At 67.0% G+C, this 17,367-nt stretch carries 11 protein-coding genes; 5 read left to right on the top strand and 6 right to left on the bottom strand.

What is annotated here, in order from left to right; all coding sequences use genetic code 11:
• Nucleotides 1–281: 281 nt before the first annotated feature.
• On the top strand, nt 282–1,775 hold the full coding sequence (locus AC0J42_RS01225; protein ID WP_473005066.1) for a YifB family Mg chelatase-like AAA ATPase: 1,494 nt from the start codon (nt 282–284) through the stop codon (nt 1,773–1,775).
• Nucleotide 1,776: 1 nt separating this feature from the next.
• Here the strand turns inward: AC0J42_RS01225 and AC0J42_RS01220 are convergent, their stop codons facing one another.
• Nucleotides 1,777–3,774: an FUSC family protein gene (locus tag AC0J42_RS01220; RefSeq protein WP_473005065.1), complete on the bottom strand. Its 1,998-nt coding sequence runs from the start codon at nt 3,772–3,774 to the stop codon at nt 1,777–1,779.
• A gap of 144 nt (nt 3,775–3,918) precedes the next feature.
• Between AC0J42_RS01220 and AC0J42_RS01215 the strand changes: the two genes are divergently transcribed.
• Nucleotides 3,919–5,355 carry a mechanosensitive ion channel family protein gene (locus AC0J42_RS01215; protein WP_416421854.1) on the top strand — a complete coding sequence of 479 codons (1,437 nt, stop codon included), beginning with the start codon at nt 3,919–3,921 and terminating at the stop codon, nt 5,353–5,355.
• Nucleotides 5,356–5,451: 96 nt separating this feature from the next.
• On the opposite strand, the gene amaA is transcribed toward AC0J42_RS01215, so the two are convergent.
• Both amaA and amaB read right to left on the bottom strand, forming a co-directional pair.
• The gene (gene amaA, locus AC0J42_RS01210; protein WP_416421853.1) at nt 5,452–6,738 is read right to left on the bottom strand and encodes an L-pipecolate oxidase; all 1,287 of its coding nucleotides are present in this window, start codon (nt 6,736–6,738) and stop codon (nt 5,452–5,454) included.
• 47 nt (nt 6,739–6,785) lie between these two features.
• A complete protein-coding gene (amaB, locus tag AC0J42_RS01205; RefSeq protein WP_416421852.1) occupies nt 6,786–8,276 on the bottom strand; it encodes an L-piperidine-6-carboxylate dehydrogenase in 1,491 nt (496 codons plus the stop codon).
• A gap of 145 nt (nt 8,277–8,421) precedes the next feature.
• On the opposite strand from amaB, the gene gcvA reads away from it, so the two are divergent.
• Both gcvA and hglS read left to right on the top strand, forming a co-directional pair.
• Nucleotides 8,422–9,309, top strand: coding sequence for a transcriptional regulator GcvA (gene gcvA, locus AC0J42_RS01200; RefSeq protein WP_416421851.1), 888 nt, complete (start codon nt 8,422–8,424; stop codon nt 9,307–9,309).
• A gap of 204 nt (nt 9,310–9,513) precedes the next feature.
• Complete coding sequence (gene hglS, locus AC0J42_RS01195) at nt 9,514–10,905, top strand: 2-oxoadipate dioxygenase/decarboxylase HglS (RefSeq protein ID WP_473005064.1); 1,392 nt, start codon at nt 9,514–9,516, stop codon at nt 10,903–10,905.
• A gap of 3 nt (nt 10,906–10,908) precedes the next feature.
• On the opposite strand, the gene AC0J42_RS01190 is transcribed toward hglS, so the two are convergent.
• Complete coding sequence (locus AC0J42_RS01190) at nt 10,909–12,894, bottom strand: methyl-accepting chemotaxis protein (protein ID WP_416421849.1); 1,986 nt, start codon at nt 12,892–12,894, stop codon at nt 10,909–10,911.
• A 192-nt stretch (nt 12,895–13,086) separates the two neighbouring features.
• Nucleotides 13,087–14,007, bottom strand: coding sequence for a LysR substrate-binding domain-containing protein (locus AC0J42_RS01185; RefSeq protein WP_473005063.1), 921 nt, complete (start codon nt 14,005–14,007; stop codon nt 13,087–13,089).
• A gap of 152 nt (nt 14,008–14,159) precedes the next feature.
• Here AC0J42_RS01185 and AC0J42_RS01180 point away from each other — a divergent pair, with 152 nt between their 5' ends.
• Nucleotides 14,160–15,596 (top strand): NorM family multidrug efflux MATE transporter, encoded by a 1,437-nt coding sequence (locus AC0J42_RS01180; RefSeq protein WP_473005062.1) that lies wholly within the window; start codon nt 14,160–14,162, stop codon nt 15,594–15,596.
• On the opposite strand, the gene AC0J42_RS01175 is transcribed toward AC0J42_RS01180, so the two are convergent.
• Nucleotides 15,520–17,184 (bottom strand): putative bifunctional diguanylate cyclase/phosphodiesterase, encoded by a 1,665-nt coding sequence (locus AC0J42_RS01175; protein ID WP_416421846.1) that lies wholly within the window; start codon nt 17,182–17,184, stop codon nt 15,520–15,522. The two genes, AC0J42_RS01180 and AC0J42_RS01175, sit on opposite strands and share 77 nt — an antisense overlap.
• Nucleotides 17,185–17,367: the final 183 nt, after the last annotated feature.

The following is a 17,367-nucleotide window of genomic DNA, read 5'->3' as shown; positions in this document are numbered from 1 at the left end:
AGAATCACATGCTCCGCTGGGACCTGGGAGGTCCTGATCCTGAGTGGATCGGGCGTCTACGCATTGCTCCTGTACCACTGCTCTGCCGAGAGCCGTGGTCTGCGGCGCTGGCTCACACACGATGTGATTCCGGCGCTTGACGGCATGAGGCAAGCGAGCGTTCTGGAATAGCAGAATCTGAAACACCCCGACGCAATACCCCCCTGGCACTCCCCTCACCAGCCACTACCCTGAAAGCACCGCAAGGAAGCGGTCCTTCCCTACCCCTGCACGGAGCAATCATGTCTCTAGCCATCGTCCACAGTCGCGCCCAGGTCGGGGTCGGCGCGCCGGCCGTCACGGTGGAAACCCACCTGGCCAACGGCCTGCCTTCGCTGACGCTGGTGGGCCTGCCGGAAGCCTCGGTCAAGGAGAGCAAGGACCGGGTGCGCAGCGCCATCGTCAACTCGAACCTGAATTTCCCCGCGCGGCGCATCACCCAGAACCTGGCGCCTGCGGACCTGCCCAAGGACGGTGGCCGCTACGACCTGGCCATCGCCCTGGGCATTCTCGCCGCCAGCGGGCAGTTCCCCACGGCGGCGCTGCAGGATGTGGAATGCCTGGGCGAGCTGGCGCTTTCGGGGGCGATACGGCCGGTGCAGGGCGTGCTGCCTGCCGCGCTCGCGGCCCGCGAGGCCGGGCGGGCGCTGGTGGTGCCCTGCGAGAATGCCGAGGAGGCCAGCCTGGCGTCAGGGCTGGTGGTCATTGCCGCCAGCAACCTGCTGGAGCTGGTCTGCCATTTCAACGACCAGCAACGCATCAGCCCCTTCAGTTCCAACGGCCTGATACTGCTGGACCGCCCCTACCCCGACCTCAGCGAAGTGCAGGGCCAGCCGGCGGCCAAGCGTGCCCTGCTGGTAGCCGCAGCCGGGGCGCACAACCTGCTGTTCAGCGGCCCGCCCGGCACCGGCAAGACCCTGCTCGCCAGCCGCTTGCCCGGGCTGCTGCCGCCGCTGGATGAGCGCGAGGCGCTGGAGGTTGCGGCGATACAGTCGGTGGCCAGCCTGGCGCCGTTGAAGCACTGGCCGCAGCGGCCGTTTCGCCACCCCCATCACTCCGCTTCCGGGGCGGCGCTGGTCGGTGGTGGCAGCCGGCCGCAGCCAGGGGAGATCACCCTCGCCCACCACGGCGTGCTGTTTCTCGACGAACTGCCCGAGTTCGACCGCAAGGTGCTGGAGGTGCTGCGCGAGCCGCTGGAGTCTGGCGAAATCGTCATCGCCCGCGCCCGCGACAAGATCCGCTTCCCCGCGCGCTTCCAGCTGGTGGCCGCCATGAACCCCTGCCCCTGTGGATATCTCGGCGACCCCAGCAGCCGTTGCAGCTGCAGTACCGACCAGATCGCCCGTTACCGCAACAAACTCTCCGGCCCCTTGCTGGACCGTATCGACCTGCACGTCACCGTCGCCCGCGAAACCACCGCCCTCAACCCAACCCCACAGCCCGGCGACGACACCGCCCACGCCGCCGCACGCGTGGCCGCCGCCCGCGACCGGCAACTGCGGCGCCAGGGCTGCGCCAACGCCTTTCTCGACCTGCCGGGGCTGAAGGCACACTGCAAGTTATCCACAGCCGATGAGCAATGGCTGGAAACCGCCTGCGAGCGGCTGACGCTGTCACTGCGGGCAGCGCATCGGCTGCTGAAGGTGGCGCGTACCTTGGCGGACCTGGAAGAGGTGGAGCAGGTTGGGCGGGGGCATGTGGCGGAGGCGTTGCAATATCGCCCCACCAGCACTTAGCTCAGGAGCTCTGCTTGCACCACCCCCGCCAAACGAACCGCACCTGCACCACCGCCGCCCGCGCCAGCTCGCGGCGCCTGTCAGTCAACTGCGTATCCACCTCCAGCACCGCCAGCAATCGCTCGCTCGGCTCATCCAGCATCGCTACCCGCGCCGGCGCCGGCGGCCCCTGCTTGAGCAGGCGCGCTACCTGCCGCAGGTAGCGGTCACGCGCCGCCGCGACGGTGCCCGTGGCGTCCACCAGGCAGCCGCGCAGGTGCAGCAGTTCGCCGCCCAGGTCCAGGCCGTAGAGGCCGTCGTGCCAGTGCAGGTTGGGTTCGTCCGGGTGTTGGGTGCGGTAGCGCGCCAGGCGCATCAGGCGGTCGGCCATACGCCCGCCGAACCAGCCCTCGGCGTGGCTCAGCGGGCGTTGGGTGAGCTGGGACAGGTCGGCGAGCGACGCCTGTACCAGGCGCCGGTAGTGGCGCAGGCCGGGGCCCAGGGTGACCAGGCGGAACACCACCACCGAGATGCCGACGCCGAACAGGGTGGCCAGGGCCTTGTTGAGGAACTGTTCCAGGTCGTAGCTCATGACGTTGTTGGGGGCGACGTTGTTCACGAAGAAGATGCAGAACGACGAGGCGATGGGCGCGATGCTCGGCTGGCTCAGGCACAGCGAGGCCATGAACAGCGGCACGCCCAGGCCCAGGCACAGCATGGGGAAGCCTTCCCAGCCCGGCAGCAGCCCGTAGGCCACCAACGCCGCCACGGGCACGGATAGGGCGATACCCTTGAGGAAGTTCAGCGCGGCGCCTGCCGGGGCTTCGCGGCCGGCGAACAGGCTCAGCACCACGCCGCAGATGGACACCGCGCCCAGGCCCGCCGGCCAGGCGGTGAACACCCACAGCGCGGCCACGGCGAGGAACGCCAGGGCGCTGCGCAGGCCGGAGATGGCGCCTTGCTCGACATCGCGGTGCCAGGCCAGCGGGCCGGGGGCGTTGCTGACCGGGTCACCTTGCTCGACGGCGCGCAAGGTCTGCACTGCCACGCTGGCCAGGCGCACCACCACGGTCAGGCGCATCAGGCAGGTGTGCACCTGGGGTTCGAGGCTGGGGTCGAGCAGGCTTTCGTCCAGCACCACGCCCTGCTGGTTGAGGGCTGTTTCGCTGCCGTCGGCCAGGGCCTGGGCCACGCCCTGGATCATCGGGTCGAGGCGTTCGCCTGCCGCTTCATCCAGCATCTGCCGCAAGCGCGCCACACCCCGCGCCACCCGCAACAGGCTGAGCAAATCCCGGCTCATTACCCGCAACGCCTGGGCCCGCAGCCGCCCCAGCGGACCCTCGAAGGCGGCGTGGTCGCGCTGGGCGTCCACCGAGACGATGCGCCCCAGGGCATCCAGCAGGCCTTGGCGCTGGTCCACACCCAGCAGCTCCGAGGCTGCCGCGGCCATGCCGGCCTGCCAGGCGCCGCGGGCCTGCGCAGCCAGTTGCCGTTCGACACGGCGCGGCCACAGCACGGTGCTGACCAGCGAGGCGCAGAGGATGCCCAGGGTGATCTCGAAGAAGCGCGCCTGAGCCTGGTCGAACACGTTCAGGGGCGCGGCGGTGGAGGGCAAGGCGATGATCGCCGTGGTGTAGCCCGCCAGCACGAAACCGTAGGAGGCGTTGTTGCGGTACAGCGACGCGCCGGCGGTGCAGAAGCCCAGCCACAGCGCCATGCACAGCAGGAACATCAGCGAGGCCTGGCCGAACGCGGCGATCATGCCCAGGGAAACCACGGCACCAACGAAGGTGCCCAGCAGGCGGTAGACGCCCTTGGACAGCACCATGCCACTCAGTGGCTGGTTGACGATGAACACTGTGGTCAGCGCCCACTGTGGCTGCTGCATCTGCAGGATGAACGCCAGGTACAGCGCCAGGCCGCCGCCCAGCATGTTCTTGAGGGCGAACTGCAGCGCCGGGGTCGAGGGGTTGAAGACCGCCTTGGAAAAGTCGCTCAATGCGCGGGGGAATATCGCCATTGCCTGCAAATCTGCATAGCTAGCTAACGATTAGCATCGTAGCCATATCCCGGCGCAAGAACCAGCCCATTCATTCAAGATCCACAGTGGCGGCGCGGCAGATACTCGAACACACTAGAACAGCCGAATCGCCCTGGGGCCGCCATGTTCTCATTGATCAGTAATCATCCGTTGGCCATCGGTACCGTGCTGCTATTGATCGACCTGGCCGTGTGGCACTCGATCCCGCAGAAGCACCGCATGGCTCGCCTGGCCACCCGCGCCAGCGCCTTCATCCTGTTCAGCTGGGTGCTCAATTCCACCGGCATGAGCCCGCTGACGCCAGCGCCCTGGCCCGACGACGCCACGCTGAACATGGTGGCGACGCTGCTGGAGATCGTCTGGTGGCTGTTCGCCGCGCGGCTGTTGACGGTGATCCTCGGCGCCGTGCTGTTCCAGCGCAACGGCCACACCGGGCGCCTGCTGCAGGACGTGATGGGCGCGGTGATCTTTTTAATCGCCATCGTCGCCGCCGCGGCCTACGTGATGCAGTTACCAGTGAAAGGCCTGCTGGCCACCTCCGGCGCCATGGCGATCATCGTCGGCCTGGCGCTGCAAAGCACCCTGAGCGACGTGTTTTCCGGCATCGTGCTGAACACCACCAAGCCCTACCAGGTGGATGACTGGATTGCCATCGACGGCACCGAAGGCAAGGTCGTCGACATCGACTGGCGCGCCACCCACCTGATGACCAGCAACGGCGCCATGGCGGTGATCCCCAACTCGGTGGCGGCCAAGGCGAAAATCCTCAACTTCAGCCGGCCGAGCAACATTCATGGCGTGTCCATCAGCATCGCCGTGCCCGCCCAGGTGCGCCCGCGCAAGGTGCTGGACGCGCTGGAAAAGGCCCTGCAAGGCACCACGGCGCTGCTGATTTCACCCAAGCCCAAGGCGGCGGTGAAGGCCTCGACCCTGGAATACATGGAATACGAGGCAAGCGGCTTCATCCGTTCCATGGACCAGAAGACCGAAGCGCAGAACCTGTTGTTCGACCTGGCGCACCGGCACCTGCAGGCCTCGGGCGTGAGCTGGGCTCTGGAACCTGCAGAACGGCCCTGGTCGCGGCAACGCAGCCTGTTGGAAGAGGTGCGGGTGTTCCGCTCGCTGAGCAACGAGGACAAGGACCACCTGGCCGAGAGCATGAGCCCAGTGGAATACCCCGAGGACCATTTGATTCTGGCCTACGGCGCCACGTCCGAGTTCCTGCTGGTGATCGGCACGGGCGTGGTGTCGGCGCGCATCAAGGACGGCGAACGGATGATCGAGGCGGGACGCATGGGGCCCGGGGAGATATTGGGCGAGGACAACCTGGTGTCCGAGGGTACCTCGATGGCGGAGTTTCGCTCGCTGACCACCTGCATCCTGTACCGCATCGACAAGCAGGCGCTGAAGGCCTGCATGGGCGAGCGCAGCGAGGTGCTGGCGGCGTTCACCAAGCTGCAGCACTACCGGCAGCGCAAGAGCCAGTCGTTGTTGCTGCAGAAGCCGACGGAAATCCGCAAGGGTGGCTTCCTGAACTGGTTGCACCTGAAGGAACGCTGACGCAGCCTGCGGCAGCTGCTACGTAATTGGCGTTCACGCAAAAACCGTGTGCGATGACGACAACCCGTAGCAGCTGCCGAAGGCTGCGTCCGCGCGCTACAACACCACCCGCAAACACTGCCCCGCGTGGTACAGGGAGAACCCTGTCTCGTAGAACCCGGTGCGCAGCGCCGGGCGCGTCACCGGCTTGTCCAGCGAGAACGGCAGCGGCAGCCCCGCAGGGTCGTCGCTCAGCAGGTAGTCTGCCAGCGCCTTGCCCACCACCGTGCCAGTGGTGTTGCCGCGGCCGTTGTAGCCGGTCACCGAAACCACGCCGGGCGCCGGTTCGAACAGGCGCATCAGGTGGTCAGGGGTGAAATCGATGATGCCGGTCCAGTGCATCTCCCAATCCACCTTGCCCAAGGCCGGGAAGTAATGGCCCTGGATGCGGTCGGCCCAGCGCCGCACGAACCAGGCGGGCTTGTTGTCGACCCTGCCCATGCTGCCCAGCAACAGGCGGCCATCGGCATCGCGACGGATGCTGCTGAGCACCGTGCGGGTGTCCCACGAGCCCTGGCCGTGAGGCAGCACCGCATCAGCCGCTGCGCCCACCAGCGGCTTCGATGCCACCTGGTAATAATAGCCACGGAAGTAGCGGCGCTTGAGGTCGGTCCAGTCGCCCTCGGTGTAGGCGCCCGTGGAGATCACCACCTTGGCGGCGCTGACCTCCCCCTTGGCAGTCTTCACCAGCCAGCCATCGCCCTGGCGTTGCAGCTGCTCCACCGGCGAATGTTCGTGAATGGCGCCACCCAGGCGCTTCACCGCGGCCGCCAGGCCTTGGGTGTAAGCCATGGGGTTGATGGTGCCCGCGCGGCGGTCCAGCAGCGCAGCGGCGATTTTCGTGGTGCCGCAGTATGCTTCGCAGCGCGCGCCGGTCAGCAATTCCACGTCAGCACCGCGGCGGCGCCACTGCTCGTTGCGGCTTTCCAGGTCAGCCACGCCGGTGGCGTTGTGGGCCATGTGCAGGGTGCCGGCGTTGCGCGCCTGGCAGTCGATGCCAAGGCGCTCGATCATGGCAAACACCGCAGCCGGCGCTTCACCCAGCACCTTGTTCAAGCGGCTGCCCTGCTCGCGGCCCAGGGTGGCTTCGACGTCGTCGGGGCGTATCCAGGTGCCGGCGTTGACCAGCCCCACATTGCGCCCCGAGCCGCCATGGCCGACCTGATGCGCCTCAAGCAGCACCACCCGCTGGCCTTGCTCCAGCAAGGCGATGGCGGCGTTGAGCCCGGTAATGCCGCCGCCAATCACACAGACATCGGCCTTGGCCGAGCCCGCCAGGGCCGCGGTGGCGGCTGCTGGCGGAGTAAGGTGTTCCCAAAGACATTCCTGACGCAATTGAGTCATGACGCGAACCCGGTCAAATCAAAGGAAAGGGGCCACGGGGGCCGGACTCAATCGAACACGATGCCCTGGGCCAGCGGCAGTTCGCGCGAGTAGTTCACCGTGTTGGTCTGACGGCGCATGTAGGCTTTCCAGGCATCGGAGCCCGATTCACGACCACCGCCGGTTTCCTTCTCGCCGCCAAACGCCCCGCCAATTTCCGCGCCGCTGGTGCCGATGTTGACGTTGGCGATGCCGCAGTCGCTGCCCGAGGCGCTCTGGAAGCGCTCGGCTTCGCGCAGGTCGGTGGTGAAGATGCACGACGACAGGCCTTGCGGCACTTCGTTGTTGAGGCGCAGCGCCTCTTCGAAATCGTCATACGCCAGCACGTACAGGATCGGCGCGAAGGTCTCGTGGCGCACCACCTCGCTCTGGCCTGGCATTTCGGCAATGGCCGGGCTTACGTAGTAGGCGTTAGGGTATTGCTGCGCCAGTTGGCGCTCGCCGCCGAACACCTGGCCGCCTTCGTCGCGGGCCTTGGCCAGCGCGCCCTGCATGGCGTCGAACGAGGCCTTGTCGATCAGCGGGCCGACCAGGTTGTCCTTGCGCGGGTCGCCGATGCGCACCTTGGCGTAGGCGGCTTTCACCCGCGCCACCACTTCATCCTTGATGGAGGAGTGCACGATCACCCGGCGCAGGGTGGTGCAGCGCTGGCCTGCGGTGCCCACGGCAGAGAAGAGGATGCCACGCACGGCCAGGTCGAGGTCGGCGCTGGGGGCCAGGATCATGGCGTTGTTGCCGCCCAGTTCGAGAATGCTGCGGCCAAAGCGGGCGGCCACGCGCGGGCCCACTTCCCGGCCCATGCGGGTGCTGCCGGTGGCGCTGACCAGCGGTACGCGCGGGTCGTCCACCAGGGCCTCGCCGGCGTCGCGGTCGCCGATCACCAGCTGGCACAGGCCCGCAGGCGCTTCGCCGAACTGCTTCAGGGCTTTTTCGAACAGGGCCTGGCAAGCCAGCGCGGTAAGCGGGGTTTTTTCCGACGGTTTCCAGATCACCGAGTTGCCAGCCACCAGCGCCAGCGCGGTGTTCCACGACCACACCGCCACCGGGAAGTTGAAGGCGCTGATCACGCCGACCACGCCCAGCGGGTGCCAGGTTTCACGCATGTGGTGGCCAGGGCGCTCGGAGGCGATGGTCAGGCCGTACAGCTGGCGCGACAGGCCCACGGCGAAGTCGCAGATGTCGATCATCTCCTGCACTTCGCCCAGGCCTTCCTGGGTGATCTTGCCGGCTTCGATGGACACCAGCTCACCAAGCTGGGCCTTGTGCTGGCGCAGCACTTCGCCGAACAGGCGCACCAACTCACCGCGGCGCGGCGCCGGCACGTTGCGCCAGGCCAGGAAAGCCTGTTGCGCGACGTCGATCTTGGCCAGCACCTGGGTTTTGTCTTCCAGGGTCACCGAGGCGATCTGGCTGCCATCGATGGGGGTGTGAACGGGATGGTTGCCGTGGGTGTAGGCACTGGCCGCGACGCCGAGGCTCTGAAGCAGTCCATCAACCATTTTCTTCTCCTGCATGCGATGAGTTGTTGAAATCAAGCGATGGGATCAGTATTAATCCGAATAGTGATACGCAACAAACGACCTTTATTCAGCACATCATTCCTCCAGGGCATGATGTTTCCCCCGTTTGCCCGCCGAGATCGACATGTCCAAACGCCTGGTGCCCTCGATGGCCGCCCTGCAGTGCTTCGAAGCCGCCGCCCGCCACCTGAGTTTTACTCGCGCCGCCGAGGAATTGCACCTCACCCAGAGCGCGGTGAGCAAACAGGTGGCCCAGTTGGAAGAGATGCTGCGCCACCACCTGTTCCTGCGCATCCGCCGGCGCCTGCAACTGACCCCGGCCGGCAGCCTGTACCTGGCTGAGGTGAACAAGATCCTGGTGCAGGTGGACATGTCCAGCCGCTACATCCTCTCCTACGGCCAGGAAACCGAAGTGTTGACCGTGGCCACCCAGCCCAGCTTCGGCGTGGGCTGGCTGATCCCGCACCTGAAGGGCTTCGGCAAGCGCCACCCCAACATCCACCTGGACATCCGCAACGAACTGGAGCCCTTCAACCTGCTGCAGGCCAAGGCCGACGTGGTATTTTTCTTCGGCCAGGGCACCTGGCCGGGCGCCACCTGCATGGAGCTGTTCACCGAAGAAGTGGTACCGGTGTGCGCCCCAGACCTGCTGGGCGGTCGCGAGTTGGCCAGCGCCGAGGAGCTGTCGCAACAGGTGCTGCTGCAAAGCACCTCGCGGCCCGAGACCTGGCACGAATGGTTCCTGGAACAGGGCCTGCACTCGGCCAACAGCTACCACGGCCCGCGCTTCGACACCTTCTACATGTGCATCAGCGCGGCGTTGTCGGGCTGCGGCGTGGCGCTGGTGCCGCGCTACCTGGTGGAACGCGACCTGGCCGAAGGCAAACTGGTGGTGCCGTGGCAACACGCGATGCGCAGCAACGGTGCGTATTTCCTGGCGTACCAGGAACATGCGGCGGAAGTGCCGAAGGTGCGGGCGTTGGTGGATTGGGTCACTGACCAGTTGGCCTAGCCCTACGACGCGGCCTACGGCAGCTGCTACGGGGGCGCGCAGCCCACCGACAGCGATGCTGGTAACGCGGTTCCTGTAGCAGCGGCCCCAGGCCGCGTCCGGGCTTGCACGAATTTGCGGAATGAAACACCTACTTTTTTTCGCTTGCAGCCCCTGGTCATTCCCCGCTTTCATAGGCTCAGCTCATTCACTCGGAGTTTCGCCATGCCCAGCTTCGTCAGCCCCGACCAGATCCGCGCCCGGTTCTCGCGGGCCATGTCCGCCATGTACAAGCAGGAAGTGCCACTCTACGGGGCGCTGCTGGACCTGGTAGGCGAGGTCAACCAGGCCGTCATGGCCCAGCAGCCGGAGGTCGCCGAGGCGTTGCAATGGACCGGCGAAATCCAGCGCCTGGACATGGAGCGCCACGGCGCCATCCGCGTGGGCACCGCTGCGGAGCTGGCCACCATCGGCCGCCTGTTCGCGGTCATGGGCATGCAGCCTGTGGGTTATTACGACCTGACGCCCGCCGGTGTGCCGGTGCATTCCACCGCCTTCCGCGCGGTGCACGAGCAGGCCCTGCAGGTCAGCCCGTTCCGCGTGTTCACCTCGCTGCTGCGCCTGGAGCTGATCGACAACCTGCCCCTGCGCGAACTGGCCCAGGGCCTGCTGGCGCAACGGCAGATCTTCACCCCGCGCGCGCTGCAACTGATTGACCAATGCGAACGCGACGGCGGCCTCGATGAAACGGACGCCGAGGCCTTCGTCACCCAGGCCCTGGAAACCTTCCGCTGGCACCATAGCGCCACCGTCAGCAGCGCGCAGTATCAGCAACTGCACGACCAGCACCGGCTGATCGCCGACGTGGTGGCCTTCAAGGGCCCGCACATCAACCACCTGACCCCGCGCACCCTGGACATCGACGCCGTGCAGGCGGCGATGCCCGGCAAGGGCATCACCCCCAAGGCCGTGATCGAAGGCCCGCCCACCCGCCGTCACCCTATCCTGCTGCGCCAGACCAGCTTCAAGGCCCTGCAGGAAAGCATCACCTTCACCGACCAGCACGGCACCCGTGGCAGCCACACCGCGCGCTTCGGCGAGATCGAACAGCGCGGCGCAGCGCTGACGCCCAAGGGGCGAGCGCTGTACGACCGCTTATTGAACAATTCCCGCGAGGCGCTGGCAGGCTTCCCCAGCGAAAGCAACGCCGAAGAGTACATGCGCCAGCTGGGCGAACATTTCGCCGAGTTTCCGGATGATATGCGGCAGATGCGCGAGCAGGACCTGGCCTACTTCCGCTACTTCGCCACCGAGCAAGGCCTGGCGGCACGCGACCAGGCTGGCCGCCCCACCAGCCTGCAAGGGCTGATCGACGCCGGCCACGTGCATTTCGAGCCGTTGGTGTACGAGGACTTCCTGCCCGTCAGCGCCGCCGGGATCTTCCAATCCAACCTCGGCGACGCGGCCCAGAGCAATTATGCCGGCGGCTCGACCCAGGACAGCTTCCACCAGGCCTTGGGCCGGCCAGTGCTCGACGAGCTGGAGCTGTACGCCCAGAGCCAACGCCGCTCACTACAACAGTGCGCGGCGCAGCTGGGGTTGGCGAGCCTGGCCTGAAGCTTAGCGGCCGACGCGGAAGCGGTTCACTTCCTGGCGCAAGTCGGCGGCCAGGGTTTCCAGCTCGCGGGCAGTGATGGCCAGGTTGGAGACCACTTCGCGCTGTTCGCTGTTGGCCAGGGCGATGCTCTGCAGGTTGCTGCTGAGCAAGGTGGCGGTGCTGCTCTGTTCCTGAGTGGCCGTGGTGATGGCGGCGAACTGCTCGCCCGCCGAGCGGCTCTGCTCATCAATGTGCGACAGCGCCGCGGCGACCTTGGCGTTGCGCGACAGGCCTTCTTCCATCAGTTCCTTGCCCTGCTCCATGGTGCTGATGGCATTGCCGGTCTCGTGCTGGATGCTGCCGATCATGGCCGAGATTTCATCGGTGGCCTGGCGCGTGCGCGAGGCCAGGCTGCGCACCTCGTCGGCGACCACGGCAAAGCCGCGACCCTGCTCGCCGGCGCGCGCCGCTTCAATGGCGGCGTTCAGCGCCAGCAGGTTGGTCTGCTCGGCGATCGAGGTAATCACCCCGACAATGCCGCCGATTTCCTGGGAACGCTGGCCCAGGGTGTTGATGACGGTGGCGGTGCTGTTCAGCGCGCCGGCAATCTGTTCCAGCGACGACGACGCCTCGGTCATCGAGCTGCGGCCGATGCGCGTCTGCTCGGCGTTCTGCTGGGCCATGCGCTGGGTGTTGCCCATGTTGTCGGCGATGTTCAGCGACGTGGCGCTGAACTCTTCCACCGCGCCGGCCATGCTGCTGATCTCGCCGGACTGCTGCTCCATGCCCTCGTAGGCGCCAGTGGACATGCCCGACAGCGCCTGGGCCCGGCCACTGACCTCGTGGGCGGCGTTGCGGATGTGCGTCACCATGGTGGCCAGGGCTTCGCCCATGTGGTTGAAGCTGCGCGCCAGCTGGCCGATTTCATCGTTGCTGGCCACGTTCAGGCGCGCGTCCAGGTCGCCAGCGCCCAGCGCTTCGGCCTGGCGCACCAGGTCACCCAGCGGCTTGAGCTTGCTGCGCAGCAGCCACATGGACACGCCCACCGCCAGCAGCATGGCCAACAGGCTGCCGATGGCCAGGCGAATGCCCACGCTCCAGGTCACCGCGCGGATTTCGGCCTTGGGCATGGTCGCCAGCACGCTCCAGGGGCCGCCATCAAAGCGCACGGCCACGCTGTAGAAGTCTTCGTTGGTGTCGCTCCAGAAGTCACCCTGGCCCGGGTGCTTGATGAAGTCGTCGAGAATGTCGGTGGCCTTGGCCAGGCCCTGCACGCCGGCGGGCGCCACCAGCCACTTGCTGTTTTCGTCCAGCAGCGCCAGGGAACCGGTGTGGCCGATGCGGAAGCGGCGCAGGTTGTCGAACTGGGCGTTCTGCGCGTCGGTGTAGTCGAAGCCGACGAACAACACGGCGATGACCCGGCCGTTGCGGTCGCTGACCGGGGTGTACTGGGTCATGTAGTAGCGGTCGAACAGTAGCGCGCGGCCCACGTAGTTCTGGCCGGCCAGCAGGCGCGTGTACGCCGGGTGCTGGTGGTCGAGCAGGGTGCCGATGGCGCGGCTTCCGTCCTGCTTGGTCAGCGAGGTGCTGACGCGCACGAAGTCGTCGCCCTTGCGCACGAACACGGTGGCCACGCCGGCGGTCATCTGGCGGAAGTCGTCCACTTCGCGGAAGTCGTTGTTCAGCGCCTTGCCGTTGAGCAGCAGCGCCGGGGTGGCGACGCCGGCCACTGTGATGGGCGCGTCGCTGTCCAGGGTCAGGCCGCTGGCGAAGCGCTTCTCGAACAGCCCGCTGAGGCGCTGGGTGCTGTCGCGCAGGGTGCCATGGAAGGTGCTGAGCTGGTCGGCCAGCAAGCGTGCCTCGCTGGCCAGGTGCTGCTCGCGGGTGGCGAGGTTGGCGCTGTCCAGCGAGCGCAGGGCAAAGACAGTACTGCCGGTAATGACGACAGCGAGAATGGCCGCAAGGGCGATACCGAGTTGCGAGGCAATCCGGGCACGGGGTTGAGACATGATGGCTCCTGACCGCAGGGCACACCCGAGATGCTCGGGGCCAGGCGGCGTAGTGTTCGATTCGGTTTTAAACGGACCTTTCTGGATGAGGTCCTGCACCCTGTAGATTCGGCTGCGACGGCCAATACTTGAGTGCTTGGGCAGGTTATTCGCAAACGTTAAACTGATGGCATTTTAAGGGCTTTTCGCCACCTAGCGCAGAATTTCGACCACCGGCAGTTCCATGGCCTGCACCTCGGCCTGCAGGAAATCACTCAGGCGTTTGAGACGCTCGCCACCCGGCCGGGTCTTGGGCCACACCAGGTAATAATTCAGTCCACTGGCCACGGCGGTCGGCCACGGCAGGCTCAAGCGGCCCTGGGCCACGTCTTCGGCCACCATCAGCAGGTCGCCGATGGACACGCCGTAGCCGCGCGCCGCGGCAATCATCCCCAGCTCCAGGGTATCGAAGGCCTGGCCGCCCTTGAGCGAGATGCGCTCGGCCAGGCCCATGCGCTCCAGCCAGTCGCGCCAGTCGCGGCGGTCCGGCGTGGGGTGCAACAACTCCACCGCCGCCAGTTGCTCCACGGTCCACGGCTGGTCGCTGATCAACGCCGGCGAACCCACCGGGATCAGCAGTTCGGGGAACAGGTAGGTGGCCTGCCAGTCGGGTGGGAAATTGCCGTCCCCCAGCAGCACCGCGCAGTCGAACGGCTCGTGGTTGAAGTCCACGTGGTCCACGTCCATCCAGGCGCTGGTGAGCTGCACCTCGTTGCCGGCCTGCAGGTGGCGGAAGCGGCTGAGCCGTGCCAGCAGCCAGCGCATGGTCAGCGTGGAAGGCGCTTTCATGCGCAGCACATCGTCTTCGCTCTGCAGCGTGGCGCAGGCGCGCTCCAGGGCGGCGAAGCCCTCGCGCACGCCGGGCAGCAGCAGGCGCGCCGACTCGCTGAGCTGCAGGTTGCGGCCGTTGCGCTGGAACAGCCGGCAGGAAAAGTGCTCTTCAAGGGTACGAATGTGCCGGCTGACCGCGCTCTGGGTAATCGATAACTCATCCGCCGCACGCGTGAACGAGCTATGGCGGGCGGCGGCCTCGAAGGCACGCAGGGCATACAGAGGCGGCAGGCGACGGGACATGAGGGCAATTCCTGGAAAAATCACGGGCGCTGGCAAACGACGTTGCTCGAATGAGTAAAACTCATGCCAGGCATCGTTTTTATCCTTTTGTGCCAAAGTCGACAAGCGCCCAGAATTGCCGCTCTCCTGCTACCTGTGAAACGAGCCTGCCCATGCCTTCCGCCATCCGTATCGAACTCGGTGCCCTGCTACGCCTGGCGGGGCCGCTGATTGCCTCGCAACTGGCGCACATGCTGATGGTGCTCACCGACACCCTGATGATGGCCCGCCTCGGCCCGCAAGCCTTGGCCGGCGGTAGCCTGGGCGCGGTGAGCTACACCTTCGTGTCGATTTTCTGCATTGGCGTGATCGCCGCCGTGGGCACCCTGGCGTCCATCCGCCAAGGTGCTGGCGACGTGCCCGGGGTGACGCGCCTGGCCCAGGCCGGGCTATGGCTGGCCTGGGCCATGGCCCTGGCGGGGGCGTTGGTGATGTGGAACCTGGGCCCGGTGCTGCTGATGCTGGGCCAGACCCCGGAAAACGTCGACGGCGCGCGCCAGTTCCTGTTGCTGCTGCCCTTCGCCCTGCCGGGCTACCTGAGCTTCATGGCCCTGCGCGGCTTCACTAGCGCCCTGGGCCGCGCCGGCCCGGTGATGATGATCAGCCTGGTGGCCGTGGTGGCCAACTTCGGCCTCAACTACGCACTGATAGAAGGCCTGTTCGGCCTGCCGAAGCTGGGCCTGACCGGCATCGGCCTGGTCACGGCCATCGTCGCCACCGGCATGGCCGTGGCGCTGGCGCTGTACATTCGCCTGCATGCGGCCTACCAGCCCTACCCGTTGCGCCAGGGCCTGGCGCGCCCGCAACTGGCGGCGCTGCGCGAGCTGTGGCGGCTGGGCCTGCCGATTGGCGGCACCTATTCGGTGGAGGTCGGGCTGTTCGCCTTCGCGGCCCTGTGCATGGGCACCATGGGCAGCACGCAGCTGGCGGCCCACCAGATTGCCCTGCAGATCGTCTCGGTGGCGTTCATGGTGCCGGCCGGCCTGTCCTATGCGGTGACCATGCGCGTGGGCCAGCACTATGGCGCCGGCAACCTGCACGCCGTGCGCCTGGCCGGGCGCGTAGGCATCGGCTTCGGCGCCCTGGCCATGCTCGGCTTCGCCCTACTGTTCTGGGTGGCGCCACAGCCGCTGGTTGAGCTGTTCCTGGACCGCGACAACCCAGGCTTCACCGGGGTGATCCAGCTGGCCGTGGTGCTGTTGGGCATCGCCGCCTGGTTCGAACTGTTCGACGGCGTGCAGACCATCGCCATGGGTGCCATTCGCGGCCTGAAGGACGCCAAGGTGACCTTCCTGGTCGGCCTGGGCTGTTACTGGCTGATTGGCGCGCCCGCGGCGTGGTTGCTGGCGTTCCCGTTGGGCTGGGGGCCGCAGGGGGTATGGTGGGGCCTGGCGCTGGGGCTGGCCTGCTCGGCCACCAGCCTGACGCTGGCGTTCGAGTGGCGCGTGCGGCGGCTCAAGGCCGCCGCCGCGCTCAGCCCTGCACCGCGCGCTGGGACAGCCCAAACATCAGGTACTCCTGAAGCTCGGGCAGGGGCAGAGGCTTGCTGATCAGATAACCCTGCACCTGGTCGCAGCCAAAGCTGCGCAGCAGGGCCAGTTGCTCGGGCGTCTCGACGCCCTCGGCCACCACTTCCAGGCTCAGGTTGTGCGCCAGGTTGATCATGGCGTGCACCAGCTTGCGGTTCTCCTCGCGCTGCTCCATGCCGCCGACGAAGCTCTTGTCCACCTTCAGCAGGGCGATGGGCAGGCTGTTGAGGTGCACGAACGACGAAAAGCCGGTGCCGAAGTCGTCCAGCGAGAAACGCACGCCCAGGCGGCCCAGCGCGTCCATGGTCTGCTTGACCAGATCGTTGCGGCGCATCACCGCGGTTTCGGTCAGTTCGAACTCCAGCCAGCGCGCATCGATGCCACGGTCGGCGATCAGCCGGCCCAGGGTGGCCAGCAACTGGCTGTCCTGGAACTGCCGGAACGACAGGTTCACCGCCATGTGCAGCTCCGGCAGGCCGGCTTCGCGCAGCGCCTGCATGTCGCGCAGCGCGCGGGAAATCACCCAGTAGCCCAACGGCACGATCAGCCCGCTCTGCTCGGCCAGCGGCACGAACTCGCTGGGCGGCAACAGCCCGCGCTCGGCGTGGCGCCAGCGCACCAGCGCCTCCAGGCCGACGATGGCGCCGCTTTGCAGGTCCAGGCGCGGCTGGTAGTGCAGTTCCAGTTCGTCACGGCGCAGGGCGCGGCGCAGCTCGCTTTCCAGGTCGGCGAGGCTGCGGGCGTTGCGGTTGATGCGCTCGTTGAAGACATGGAAGGTGCAGCCCTGGGTGCTCTTGGCCTGCTGCATGGCGATGTGCGCGTGCCACATCAGCGGGTCGGCGCCGGCCTGGGCGCGGGCGTGGGCAATGCCCAGGCTGCAGCCGATCAGCAGGCTTTCACCATCTACCCAATAGGGCTCGGCCAGGGCCTCGACGATGTTCTCGGCCAGCCGCTCGGCGCGCTCGGCGTCGCGGCGGGTGTCGATCAACAAGGCGAACTCATCGCTGCCCAGGCGTGCCAGCTGGTCGCCGGCGTCCAGTTGGCTGCGCAGGCGGGCCACCACCTGCAGGATCAGGCGGTCGCCGGCCTGGTGGCCAAGGGCGTCGTTGGCGTGGCGGAAGTTGTCCAGGTCCAGGTGCCCCAGGGCCAGGCCGCGGCCCTCGAATTCAGCCAGGCGCGCGTTGAGCAGGGTCTGGAAGCCCTGGCGGTTGGCGATGCCGGTCAGTGGGTCCTGCTCGGCCAGGCGCTGCAGCGTGCCTTCCAGCACCCCGCGCTCGCGCACGTGGCGCAGGCAGCGGCGTAGCGCATCGACGCTCAGTGTGTCGCGTACCAACCAGTCGCTGGCGCCCAGGGGCGGCTGCGCCGGCTCCTGTTCCAGCAGCAACACCACCGGCAGGCTGCAACGCCCCGGCACCGGTTGCAGCTGCGGGGTCGCCAGCACCACGGCGGTGCGGTCGGTCTGGAACACCTCGCCCAGCGCCTCGAACGACTGCGCCACCACCAGCATGGCGGCGGCGCCAAGCGGTGCCAGGCACTCGCGCAACGACGCCGCCCAGGCTGGGTCGTTGGCCAGAAGCAACAGGCGCACAGGTTCGACGGGCGTAGACAAGCGGGCTCCTCAGGAAAATCCACTGGCAAATACGGCAGGAAAAAGGACTGCATCGCAGGACGCGACAACCCCGGGATGGCGACGGCAGCCATCCCTGACCGCTATTTTCGACTATCTGCGGTAAAATTGTTACGTATCCTGCGGCAAAGTATCAAAAGCGGCAAATTTAGATAGAGGGATGCG

The sequence above is a fragment of the Pseudomonas sp. Tav-5-1A genome, from assembly GCF_055755055.1.
This window is presented reverse-complemented; position numbering and strand designations above follow the sequence as displayed.